Annotated in this window: 12 protein-coding genes; 8 read left to right on the top strand and 4 right to left on the bottom strand. The window is 46.4% G+C overall.

The annotated features are described in order from the left end of the window. The first annotated feature begins 3 nt into the window (after positions 1 to 3). The 8 genes from FN124_RS05560 to FN124_RS05595 all read left to right on the top strand — a co-directional run bounded on the left by FN124_RS05560 (position 4) and on the right by FN124_RS05595 (position 7,497). Complete coding sequence (locus FN124_RS05560) at positions 4 to 3,288, top strand: Ig-like domain-containing protein (RefSeq protein ID WP_185937101.1); 3,285 nt, start codon at positions 4 to 6, stop codon at positions 3,286 to 3,288. Between the two features lie 203 nt (positions 3,289 to 3,491). Then, entirely contained in the window at positions 3,492 to 3,842 is a 351-nt protein-coding gene (gene rpsF, locus FN124_RS05565) for a 30S ribosomal protein S6 (RefSeq protein ID WP_260607339.1), read from the top strand. Between the two features lie 4 nt (positions 3,843 to 3,846). Beyond that, positions 3,847 to 4,119 (top strand): 30S ribosomal protein S18, encoded by a 273-nt coding sequence (gene rpsR / locus FN124_RS05570; RefSeq protein ID WP_079470050.1) that lies wholly within the window; start codon positions 3,847 to 3,849, stop codon positions 4,117 to 4,119. 6 nt (positions 4,120 to 4,125) lie between these two features. Beyond that, entirely contained in the window at positions 4,126 to 4,572 is a 447-nt protein-coding gene (rplI, locus tag FN124_RS05575) for a 50S ribosomal protein L9 (RefSeq protein WP_106527275.1), read from the top strand. A gap of 157 nt (positions 4,573 to 4,729) precedes the next feature. Next, complete coding sequence (locus tag FN124_RS05580) at positions 4,730 to 5,608, top strand: hypothetical protein (protein WP_142683767.1); 879 nt, start codon at positions 4,730 to 4,732, stop codon at positions 5,606 to 5,608. A gap of 35 nt (positions 5,609 to 5,643) precedes the next feature. After that, positions 5,644 to 6,267 carry a rhomboid family intramembrane serine protease gene (locus tag FN124_RS05585; protein WP_142683768.1) on the top strand — a complete coding sequence of 208 codons (624 nt, stop codon included), beginning with the start codon at positions 5,644 to 5,646 and terminating at the stop codon, positions 6,265 to 6,267. Positions 6,268 to 6,369: 102 nt separating this feature from the next. After that, entirely contained in the window at positions 6,370 to 7,047 is a 678-nt protein-coding gene (locus tag FN124_RS05590; RefSeq protein WP_142683769.1) for a hypothetical protein, read from the top strand. Positions 7,048 to 7,095: 48 nt separating this feature from the next. Continuing rightward, entirely contained in the window at positions 7,096 to 7,497 is a 402-nt protein-coding gene (locus FN124_RS05595; protein WP_142683770.1) for a hypothetical protein, read from the top strand. 52 nt (positions 7,498 to 7,549) lie between these two features. On the opposite strand, the gene FN124_RS05600 is transcribed toward FN124_RS05595, so the two are convergent. From FN124_RS05600 to FN124_RS05615, 4 genes are all read right to left on the bottom strand, one after another. After that, a complete protein-coding gene (locus tag FN124_RS05600) occupies positions 7,550 to 8,653 on the bottom strand; it encodes a D-TA family PLP-dependent enzyme (protein WP_142683771.1) in 1,104 nt (367 codons plus the stop codon). 36 nt (positions 8,654 to 8,689) lie between these two features. Continuing rightward, positions 8,690 to 10,003 (bottom strand): gluconate:H+ symporter, encoded by a 1,314-nt coding sequence (locus tag FN124_RS05605; RefSeq protein ID WP_142683772.1) that lies wholly within the window; start codon positions 10,001 to 10,003, stop codon positions 8,690 to 8,692. 48 nt (positions 10,004 to 10,051) lie between these two features. After that, a complete protein-coding gene (locus FN124_RS05610) occupies positions 10,052 to 11,329 on the bottom strand; it encodes an ABC transporter permease (protein ID WP_142683773.1) in 1,278 nt (425 codons plus the stop codon). 146 nt (positions 11,330 to 11,475) lie between these two features. Then, the gene (locus FN124_RS05615; RefSeq protein WP_142683774.1) at positions 11,476 to 12,849 is read right to left on the bottom strand and encodes an NADH-quinone oxidoreductase subunit N; all 1,374 of its coding nucleotides are present in this window, start codon (positions 12,847 to 12,849) and stop codon (positions 11,476 to 11,478) included. Position 12,850: the final 1 nt, after the last annotated feature.

The raw sequence follows: 12,850 nt of genomic DNA on the forward strand, positions 1-12,850 counted from the left end.
ACTATGGAAAAACCTCTACTTTCTTTATTACTTATTGCTTCTCTTGTTTGCGGCAATGCGGGCGCCCAAACCAATCCGGCGGCGCAGCCCTTGCCTTATGAACAGAATTTCGATGCCTTGCCCTCGTCTGCTACGGTATATCCCGCAGGATGGCAGGGATGGCTGCTGAGCGGCAGCCCATCGGGTAGTTTTAATACGGCTGCCCCTGCTTCGGACAAGCCGCTGATAAGCGGCAGTGCGTCCTCTACCGCCAATGGTGTTTATAATTATGCCGGCAAACTGGGATTCTTAAACAGTGGCAGCGCCGACAATTCACTGGTACTATCCCTTAATACCAGCGGTCAGCAAAATGTGCGTTTAGCCTACGACGTTATGACCATCAGGAATCCTTACGATGGCAATTCCAACACCAGGATCAATGAGGTAGTGGTACAATATCGTATAGGCATTGCCGGTACCTTCACAAGTATTGGTGAAACTACTTACCAGAACGACACTATCCAGCAAACGGGTTCCGGTGTTACCGTACCTCAACATCTGGTGAACGTGCTGATAACACTGCCGCCGGAATGCAGTAACCAGGCAATAGTACAACTGCGCTGGGTGAACCGTCAGATCAGCGGTGCCGGCTCCAGGCCGGGATTTGCGGTTGACAATATAGCTGCATCGGGAAGTGGCCGGGATACCACTCCGCCGGTAATCAGCTCCCTGGAACCGGCTAATTCAGCTGTAGATGTATCGCCTGTTATATCTCCCGAAATTACTTTCAGCGAAAATATAAAAGCAGGCAACGGGTATATCAGGTTGCACAACAGCAACAGCGGGATAACAGATAGCTTCCCGGTAACCGGCAGCGCAGTTATTATCAATAATAACACGCTTACACTGAAGCATATCCTGCAACCCCACCATCATTATTATATTACACTGGATAGCGGGATCGTGAAGGACCTGTCGGATAACGACTTTGCCGGGATCACAGATACCACACAATGGCATTTTACTACAGGGAACCAGGAGCTGAGCTATAACTTCAACGACTGTACGCCGGTTGGCAGTAGCCAGCTGAGCGGAGGTTTTACTCAATATAGTGTGACTGGTGCACAGTTCTGGGGCTGTACCAATTTCGGACAGCAAAACACCAATGGTGTACAGATAAACGGTTACAGCGGAGGTGCGGTTGAAAATGAAGACTGGCTGATATCTCCTGCATTCGATCTTACAGGAATGCAGTTTCCGCTGCTGCAATTCTCCAGCCGAACTGCGTTTGCCGGACCGGCACTCAGCCTGCGTGTTTCTACCAATTACTCCGGCAGCGGCGATCCCCGCAACGCTACATGGACAACACTGAACGGCCGTTTCCCTGAAGCTGCCAGCGATGTGTGGACCTTGTCTTCCGGTATTAATCTCGCTGCCTACAAGCAATCTGCAGTTTATATTGCCTTTGTTTATACTTCAGGCCCGGCTGTGCAGGCCGCACGATGGACCATTGATGATTTCAGTCTTACAGATACCACCGCAGCGCCGGCGCCCAGCCTGAACAACAGCCCCGCCGCCATTGATTTTGATTATGTCAAATCAGGACAAACATCAGAAGCGCAACGCGTCAGCTTCTGGGCCAATGATTTTACCGGAGATCTGAAAATCACCGCCCCCGCCGGTTTCAAAGTATCGGCAGACAGTAGCGGTAGTTACGGCAGCCAGTTAACTTTTACCGCTGCAACATTGACCGAAGGTCCGGAAGAAGTATGGGTGAAGTTCGCGCCCACAGCTGCTGACCAGGCTTACAGCGGTAACCTCACATTTAATTCCACCGGGTTCGCTGGCCGTTCTGTTGCCCTCAGCGGCACTTCATTACGGTCACTGAAAGTGGTTAACTGGAATATAGAATGGTTTGGAAGCCCTGCTCAGAACCCGGCCAACGACAGTTTGCAGCAGGCCAATGTAACCACTATCCTTAAAAAGCTGGATGCGGACATTTTTGCATTGGCTGAAGTGGTGGATACTGCCCGTTTCCGCGCAGTGGTAAGCCAGTTACCAGGATACAACTATGTATTATCTGATTTTGGCTCCTATGCCGATAGCACCACAGACGTTGATTACGTAGCAGCGCAGAAACTGGCATTTGTATATAAAACCGCTGTCATCAGGAAGATCAGCACCTATGGTATATTACGACAGGGTGGTAGCAGTAACGCTTACTATAACTGGTCGTCCGGCAGGTTCCCTTACGAAATGGAAGCTACCGCGAAACTGGGTAATGATTCCGCCCGGATCCGGTTCATTTTGTTACATGCCAAGGCCAATACAGGTACCAAGCCGGAAAAGATTGCCTCCTGGAACAGGCGTAAAGACGGGCTAAAGGAATTGAAAGACACACTGGATCTGCAATATCCGTACAGTAACCTTATTATGCTGGGAGATTTTAATGATGATCTGTCCAAAACAATTACGACAGAATTATTGCCGGATACCACCACTTCTTATATCGACTTTATCCGCGACAGCATTAATTACCGGCCACTGACCCTGCCGTTAAGCTTATCCGGCCAGCGTTCTACGGTAAGTTATGCATCGGTGATAGATAATGTGATCAGTTCCAACGAAGTGGGCGTTGCGTATTTACCGGCATCTGCACGGATCCAAACCCAAGTGGCCGGGCTGGTAAGCAGTTACGGTACTACTACCACAGATCATTACCCCGTATTGAGCCGCTATAACCTGGGTATTTTAGCCAACCCGTTACCGGTAGAAAACTTTGATGCAAAGGCCGACGGGGGCAAAGTGCTGGTTAGCTGGCATACTCCTTATGAAATCAACAGCAGTAATTTTGTGGTAGAGCGTTCCCGGAACCTCCGGACCTATGAGCCGGTGGATACAGTGATGGCGCAGGGCAGCAGTGTTGAAAGATCTGATTATATTTCCTATGATGAGCGGCCATGGCCCGGATTTTCTGCCTACCGTTTAAAAATAACCGGCCTGGATAGCACTGTAAGGTACAGTCCGGTTAAAATGGTATTGGTTACCGGCCGGGATTCCTGGCTGAAATTGTTATGGTGCATATTTGGGCAACAGTTGCAGTATTGGCTCGACTGGCCCCGCAGCGGCGATGCCAGCGTGACGCTGATAGATGTACAGGGCCGGGTTCGCTACCAGGGCAGAACCGCGCTGATTAAAGGCCGGAACTACAGGACCATAGCTGTTGACCAGCTGCCATCGGGTATCTATTTCCTGAGGATACAGTCCGGCGAGCAGGTGCAGGTAACAAAGATTCTCATTAACCGTTAAGCTTTTTTTGAAAAAACCATGCAAAAAGAAGCCGTTCCGTGAAACCGGACGGCTTCTTACATTTGGTTATCAACCAATTACGCATTATTCTTGATAAAAGACAAGATATTTAGGGAAATCGGCCGTTCCTGCGTGGAAATAAGGAATAGTTCTGTATCTTTGCGGTCCTAATTTTTTAATTAAACCATTTAAAACAGGGAATTATGAACTACGAATTGATGGTGATCTTTACCCCTGTGCTTTCTGAGGACGACTACAAAGCCGCCCAAAAGAAGTTCGCTGATATCATTAAAGATAACGGCGGCGAAATCACGCACGAAAATCCCTGGGGATTAAGATCACTGGCGTATCCTATCCGGAAAAAAACTACAGGAATGTATGTTGTTCTGGAATACAATGCGCCATCCGACCTCAATGAGAAGCTGAAAATCCAGCTGAATCGCGATGAAAATGTATTACGTCACATGATTACTGCACTGGATAAGCACGCTGTTGCTTACAACGGTCGCAAAAGACATGGCGTGAATGCTGAATCTAAAACCACTGAAGCTTAAAATTATGGCAGTTAAACCTAAACAAGAAATCAAGTACTTAACAGCCGTAAAAACTGAGAAACGTCAGAAGAAATATTGCCGTTTCAAGAAGTTGGGCATCAAGTACGTAGATTACAAAGACGCGGAGTTTTTGAAGAAATTTTTGAACGACCAGGGCAAGATGTTGCCACGTCGTATTACGGGTAACTCCCTGAAATTTCAGCGTAAAGTAGCCCAGGCTATTAAGAAAGCTCGTCAAATGGCTTTATTGCCTTATGTTACTGACCTTTTAAAGTAAGAAGTTATGCAAATTATCTTAATACAAGACGTAGATAACCTGGGTCAGAAGAATGAACTGGTTAACGTAAAAAATGGTTACGCCAGGAACTTCCTGATTCCCCAGAAATTTGCGGTAGAAGCGAGTCCTTCTAACATGAAGCAACTGCAGGAACGCCTGAAAGTGCAGAAAGTGAAAGAAGAGAAACTGCTGGCTGAAATTGCGAAAGTAGTTGAAGTACTGAAAGCTTCTCCTGTTAAAATTGGCGCTAAAACCGGTACTTCCGGTAAGATCTTCGGTAGCGTAACCGGTGTTCAGATTGCCCGTGCAATTAAAGAACAGAAAGGTTATGAAATTGACCGTCGCCGCATCCACATCCTGGATGATGTAAAAGAACTGGGTACATACAAAGCACGCCTCGATTTCGGTAAAGGCAACGAAACCGAACTGGAATTTGAAGTGGTTGCTGAGTAATATTCCAACCTGTTGGAAAAAAGAGAATCCCTGGCTGAATCAGCCGGGGATTTTTTTTGGAGAATACGCATCATTTCCCCCTTCTGTAACCTCAGCAGCTCCACCCTCCAAAAACTCAAATCTTATTAGTATTTTCATACCATATTCCGCCATGAGTATGAGAAATATTATTTGCTTCTTTATTATCATTGTTACGGCTTCTGCCTGCAGTACAAGGAATCATCGCCCGGGGCTTCCCCGGCTTACCGCCATCAGTATCCAGGGCGATAATATCCCCCAGTATATCTTCCGTTACGACCAGCAAGGCAATCTGGCCGAACTGGTTCATCACCGGCAACAGGACGATACCAGCATCAGTACTTTTTCCTATGATCGCTCACACCGGATCACCGGGATGATACTATTCAACCGGGAAAATAATATCACCGAAGTAAAAGAACGCGCCAGGGTAACTTCCTGGGATAATGATGGCAATATTGCCACAGTAGAGTATTTTGACGCCCGCGAACGCCTCCTGCGCGTGGCGAATATACGTTGGAAGAACGGCGTACCCGCCGCCATGAAGTATTCCGATTCCACCCAGGCGGTGAGCTGGAATTATGATTCGGAGCATCCTGTCCGAAAAGACATCTGCATAGATAGTTTCGCCGGTAAAAAAGAAGATACCCTCATCACTTTAAGAACCGCGAAGTACGAATGTGACGATTCCATTAATCCATTGCACCCGCTGGTAAACCAGTTGCTGCTCAGCCATGCAGTAGCGCCTGTAGTAAATCCCTCTCCACAGGGTGATCTGTCGGATGCTTTTTTACACCTGAATGCGCGCAATCCTTTTCTTGTAAAGATCACTGAAAAAGAAAAGACCCGCTGCCAGGAGCATTTGCTGGAATACGAACGCTCCACCACTGTTCAGTATGCCTACTATTACAATGGGGGCCGGCAGTATCCTGCAGGCGCATGGGTACATTTACACAGCGAAGGTTTTACGAAACTTGGAAGCGATAATCATTTTGCTCTTCAATATCAATATGAATAGTGCGTAATTGGTGTTTTTTCATTAACTTTTAGGAGATGAAAATCACAGACCGATTAAAGGCGATGCCGGTTACGCTGGCGCTGATCGGCATAAACGCACTGGTGTTTTTTTACACCATACTAACAGGAATGGATATATGGTGGGGGGATGGAGCCCATCTGCTGCATGCCGGTGCCAATTACTGGTCACTTACCATCGGGCAACATCAGTATTGGCGGCTGTTTACCAGTATGTTCCTCCATGCGGGGCTTGTACATCTTTTTACAAATATGCTGGGACTATTTATTGGCGGCATATTCCTGGAACCGGTATTACGCAGTTTCCGTTATGGCCTGGCCTATGTGATCACAGGATTAATATCCGACTATGTCAGCATCTGGTATCATAAAAGCGCAGTAGGTGTGGGTGCATCGGGAGCTATTTTTGGTATTTACGGCGTATTCCTGGCGCTGCTAACCACTCCTCTCTTCCCTGGCGAGATACGGAAGGCATTCCTGGCTTACATCGGCTTATTTATAGCGCTGAATATAATTGCCGCCGCAGTTTCACAAGGTGTGGATAATGCCGCGCACCTGGCGGGCTTTTTAAGCGGTGCCCTTACCGGGTATCTTTTCTTTTTTACTTTAACCAAAGCAGATGGAGAAAGACTCTCCCGCTGAGCCTCTTTCGAAATTCTAATTACTTACATTTGTATACTCAAACGCAACAAAAAGATGATGAATAAGTTATGGTTTCTGCTGTGTGTATGCACAATACTAATATTGAGCTGCAAAAGCAAAACAGCAGATAAAACCAGCACCGCTGCCAACGATTCCACACCTCCTGCCATTAATAATACTCCTGACGATACTGTTCAGCTGGGTAATAAAACTTTCTTCGTATACTTTATCGAAAAAGCAGATTTCGATAAGTTTCCGCTGGCACCTGTTGATTCCAACGAAACAGATGTGCTGGCAAAAGATACCCTTGTGAAAAGAGAAGGTAATAAACTGACCATCCGGCTGGAAAATGGAAAACAAAGGATCATGGCCAATAATAACAGCGATGGGGAGGATTATATAGGTTACACCTATGCCGGCAACTATCCTTCAATTAAAAGAAAAGGCTTTTTTGTTTCGTACTATGAAGGCAGCGCCTTCGAGCTGGTGAATGTCCTGAATGGCGATTCCATGGTGACCTGGTCTGCCCCTGCAATTTCACCGGATAAAAAATATATCCTCACCGCGTCAATGGACCTGGTAGCCGCCTTTGACCCGAATGGGTTTCAACTGTTTTCAGTAAATGGTAACGACATAAAAGCAGTGGGAGAAGCCAGTATTGACGACTGGGGCCCCGGCCTTGTACACTGGATCAATAACAAAACCGTTCTGTCTGAATACATTACTATCGATGAAGAAGGAAATACACAAATACGCTATGTAAAAATGGTGATGCAATAACAGTATTCAGTATATTTAGAGAGATCAACAACATCAAATCCACGCCTCATGAAAAAACTGTTCACCGTTGGTTTATTAATGGCACTGGCTTGTTGCTATACGGCTTTTGCTACGCCTTCATCCATCACTACGGCATTCCAGGCGCCCACCATGAATATAGAAGGTACTGCCAGCTCCATTGTCAGTAAACTGGATAAATCACTGATGCTGACAGATGCACAGAAACCACGGTTGCTCAATATAGTGACCAATTACCTGCGGCAAAAAGTCAATATCCAACCCTTACAGCAAAGCAACCTGAAAGCATATACCACCAAGATGAACAGTATGCAGAATGGATTACATGCAAAACTGAAACCACTGCTCACCCTTTCACAATACACAGAGTTCCTGGGATTAAAGCCCAAAACCTTTGATGATACAAACGTTTTATCGCAATTATATTACTAAACAAAAAAGCTATTTAAAATTCCTTTAAATAGCTTTTTCGTTTGTGTTTTCTTCAGATGATAATTTGCCTGTCGCGCGCTATTACGCGCCAGTTCGCCATTACCGCGTTATGCGCAGCTACGTAGGCTTTTTCATATAATGCCACCGTGGGACAAATATGTTTTGGCACCCCATAAAACACGGTACCTACCGGGTATAAGGCAGCATTCTCCACCTTCAATACCAGGTGCTCTTCACTTTGTGATACAGGTATGGCCTCCGGTGCATTCAGGAATTGTACCCGCGGTTGAGGGTTCTCTGCTGCCACCGATTTATGACCAAGGTCAATACAGATATGCTCATCATCAATCACTGAAATCACACGGCTGATCACCAGTGCAGCCCATTTAAAGGCTTGCTCCGGAAGGTGCGCCGCGTAACCCGCATCCCAGAAAACAAAAGTACCGGGGCTACAGGTAACACCTTTTCTTGCCGCATGCACCGGAAAAGTAGGCGTGCCGCCGGCAACAATTTCCGGTTGTGGGAAACCATTATTTACAATAGATTCCGCCAATTCGGCAACGGGTGCATATGCTGCATCGCAGCGCTCCCTTCGTATATCCATATCCGTATCATGCAGGTGACCGTCGTAGGCATGCAGCCCTACCGGTACCACACCTGGTAATGTATCCAGGTATTTGTACAGTTCCAGCGCTTCCCGCCCGGGTTTAATACCAGTCCGGTTCATCCCGACATTCAGATCCAGGTACACCGGCAAACGACGGCCCTGCGCGGAGAAAACCGTACTGATAGCCAGCGCGGCATCAACGTTATCTGTAACACATGAAAACGCAGTTTGCGGATACTTCTGCACCAGCTCCAGTAAACGTACTATCTTTGGTCCTACCGGTTGATATGCCATTAATGCGTCCTTTGCATTTATCATCCCCAGCATTTCTCCTTCCGCAATGGTGGCAAATTTGAACTTTGTTATTCCTGCTTCCATGATCAGCTGCACCACTTCGGCGATCTTACTCGTTTTTACGTGTATGCGTAAACGTTGTACGTCGTCGATCATTGTTTTTAACAATGATATATTCTCCTTTATCCTGTCTTCATAAATAACAATCGCCGGAGAATCAACCTGCGCTATATTTGTAAGCCGGTACCATTCCATAAGAAATATTTTTTTAACTACGTGTATTCTTTGAAGTTATACGAACAAGCTTAAGATCAGGCATCCTATCAATCCGGTTACCGACACAATGGTTTCCATTACCGACCAGGTTTTGATCGTATCTTTTACAGTTAAGTTAAAGTATTCCTTGAACATCCAGAAACCGGCGTCATTTACATGTGAAAACATCAGGCTGCCCGCGCCGGTAGCCAATACCATCAGGTTGGCATTTACACCGGAAGCAGCTATCATTGGCGCAACAATTCCCGCAGTGGTGAGGCCTGCCACTGTTGCAGATCCAATGCACACCCTGATGATGGCGGCTATTCCCCAGGCAAGTATTAACGGGTGCAGGTGCATATTCTGCAATGTGGCTGCAATGTAACTGCTAACCTTACTGTCGTGCAGCAATTGCGTAAGCGCACCGGAGCCTCCTATTACCAGGATAATAACGGCTACATCGCGTACGGCATCATCCATTACCACCATTACTTTTTTTGCGGGCATGCCTCTTCTCAACCCCAGTAAATACATGCCGTTAAGTACTGCCAGCAACATCACTATCAATGGCTCTCCCAGCCAGTTAGCCAACCTGAAAAAGAATGTATCTGCAGGTATCCATAATTTCATTATAGCGGTAATGGCCAGCAAAAATACCGGCAGCAACGCGGCAAAAAGACTTACAAACATGCCTGGTAACTGCTCTTCAGGAATGGGAGGCGCTACAAACATTTGCCCCGGGGGATTGGTATAGTGCTTCAGAAAACGTGAAAACGCCGGTCCTGCCAGGATGATAGCAGGAACAGCCACTATAAAGCCATATAACAAAGTAAGCCCCATATTTGCATGGAACTGCTGTATCAAAGCAGTGGGAGAAGGATGCGGCGGTAAATACCCATGTGTAACTGACAGAGACGCCAACATGGGGATGCCCAGGTACACTACCGGCAATTTTGTACGTGCCGCTACTGTAAAGATCAGGGGCACCATTAATACAAACCCTATGTTATAAAATAAAGGGATGCCTACTATAAAACCCGTAAGCATCAGCGACCATTGCACATACTTTGGCCCGAACAGGTTCATCAAACCGCCGGCAATCTTTTGCCCCGCGCCACTTTCTGCCACCAGCTTTCCAAGCATACTGCCGAAAACAATGACAACAATCAGGGAGCCAAGTGTTTTACCGATACCGGTTTGAATAGACTGCGTGATGTCTGTTACGTTCATATGCAACGCAAGCCCCATCAGCAAAGACACTATAAGGAAAGAGAGGAAAGTATTTAAACGCCACCAGGCAACCAGTATTACCAGCAAAAGAATGGCCGCAATAACAATTAATAAGGGCATACAGCTGTTGTTTTACATGAACATGGAAAACAACAAGATAATAAAATATTATTCGTATCTCAAGGCAATGATAGGATCTAATTTGGAAGCCTTATAGGCAGGGTATAAACCGGAAACGAGCCCTACTGCAGCACAGATAGATACCCCCACAAAGATCCAGAACCAGGGCACAATAAAGGAAGATTCTAATAAGGCGGAAACGATATTTCCCAGCAGCATTCCCACAAATACCCCGATCAGTCCCCCCATCACACTGATAATAATGGACTCATACAGGAACTGGGTGCGTACCACATGACTAGTAGCTCCCAGTGCTTTGGTAACGCCTATTTCACGCGTTCTTTCCGCTACAGACACCAGCATTATATTCATCAGCCCGATAGCAGAACCAAACAGTGTAATAAAAGCTATCACAATAGCAAAGAGGTTTACCTTACCCAAACTGGAAAAGAGCATTTCTGCAATACTATCGCTCTTGCTGATCTCAAAATTATCTTCTTCATTGATATTCAATCCCCGTATAATGCGGAAAAGCCCAATGGCTTCCCCCTGGGCGGCATCCATCTGCTTAATATCTTTCACGGCCACTGCGATCTGGTAACTGGCATTGGGGCGGTTAAATACCCTGCGGGTATTATTCACCGTGGTGATCACCACGTTATCTGCACTCATCATTTTACTGCTACCCTTAGACGCCAGTACACCTATTACCCGGTAGCGGATATCCCCCACCCGGATGGTACTATTCACTATATTCTTTAATTGCTTGCCAAAGAGTTTTTCCGCCACATCAACTCCCAGTATCGCTACATTTCTTCCGGATTGTACATCCAGCTGGTTAAAATCCCTTCCCTGTGAAATTTCATAATTGGAGATCTGGAGATAGTGCTCATCACCTCCTATTACCTGTACATTGGGATTGGTTTTCTTATCATCCTTGTAAACGGTGGCAATACCGGTAGCCTGGAAAGACACACTAACAGTAGCAGGAAACGTATAACGGTCGCGGAATGCCACGGCTTCCTGGTAACGGATAATTTTATTGCTGTTGGATTTTTTGACCTTTTTTATATTCTTGTTCCCTTTAGAAGCCTTCCTGTCGTCATCCCCGATATGCACCTGCATCCCGCGGTTACGGATAGAGAAACTGTTGGCGCCCATACTTGCAAAACTGCTGTAGATACTGCTCTTCATGCTGTCGATTGCCGTAAGGATCCCTACAAGTACCGTGATACCCAATGCAATGATAGACACAGTAAGGCCTGTGCGCAACTTGTTGCTGGTTACAGAACGGTATGCCAGGGAAAAAATATCTCTTGATTGCATAATAACGGGTTACCTATAAAGTTAACGTAATATACCTATTTAATCCATTCAATTTGGGATGAACGGCGTGTTGTATAAAAGAGAAGACCGAAGCGGATCATTTAAATCGCTTCGGTCTTCCCGGTTAATTTATAAGCTAACAGCTTTTACAGCCAGCATAATAACAGGTTAGGGAACAGGCCCAATACCAGTACCAGGGCTATAGCCAGCACCAGGGCTGCTTTAAAGCCACCGGAAACAGCTTCTACTTCCGGTTCGCCCTGTTTAAAATACATGGCGATGATCACGCGGAAATAATAGTATACGCTGATGGCAGCGCACAATACCGCGATAAGCACCAGCCATAGAATATGACCGTGCTCAATAGCTGCAGATAAAACAAAGTATTTGGCAAAGAAACCGGCGGTTACCGGGATACCTGCCAGGGAAAACAGGAACACTGCCACCGCTCCGGCCAGTAAAGGCTGTTTGCGGGCCAGGCCGTTGAACCCTTCGAAGGTGTAGTCTTTCAGCTTCATCAGCACTGCAAACACACCAATGGTGGCAATGCTGTAGGCAGCAGCGTAAAGGATAATTCCTTCTGCGCCCCTGTTGTTCATTGCCACTATGGCAAACAACATAAAGCCTGCCTGTGCGATACTGGAATAAGCCAGCATGCGTTTCACACTTTGCTGGAATACTGCGCTGAAGTTACCAAGTACAAGGGTAGCAGCAGTGATAATGGAAAGGATCAGTGTCCAGTGTTCGCTGATGTTACCGCCGGCAAAGCTGCTGTGGAACATCCGCAGAAAAGCCACAAATCCACCTGCTTTTACAACGGTAGACATAAAAGAAGTGAACACAGTGGGAGAACCATCATATACATCCGGTGTCCAGAAATGGAATGGAACCGCAGATACCTTAAAAGCAAGTGCAAATACCATCAGGATGATACCGCATAACGCCAACGGATGTACGCTTTCCGCGCCCAGTCCTAACCCCGAAATATCGAAAGTGCCGGCAGCGCCATAAATCAGGGTAATACCCATGAGCAGGATACCGGTAGAGAAAGAGCCCATCAGGAAATACTTCAGGGAAGCTTCATTACTTTTCAGGCTTTTCTTATCAGCCCCCGCGAGGATATACTGCGGGATAGACATAATTTCAATCGCCAGGAACAACATGAGCAGGTTACTGAATGAGGTGGCCAGCGAAATACCCGCCAGTATAAAAAATATCAGGGCGAAATAATCGGCCACATGCTCTCCTACCTTTTCAAACTCACTGCCTGATAACAGGAAATATAGCAAGGTGGCACCCAATGCTACAGCATTGAACAACACACCAAATTTGGTCACTTCAATCATGCCATACATGATATACCCGCCATGCTCTACAGCCGGATATTGCGCCAGGTTAGCAATAAATGCTATGAGGATGGCCGCGATGGCAAAAAATTTAATATGCTGCTTATTGCGTACAAATAAACCAACAAACATCAGTACAACGCCCGATAAAGCAGTAGAAATTAGTGCATTCATA

It is taken from the genome of Chitinophaga polysaccharea, assembly GCF_902150045.1.
GTDB classification, from domain to species: domain Bacteria; phylum Bacteroidota; class Bacteroidia; order Chitinophagales; family Chitinophagaceae; genus Chitinophaga; species Chitinophaga polysaccharea_A.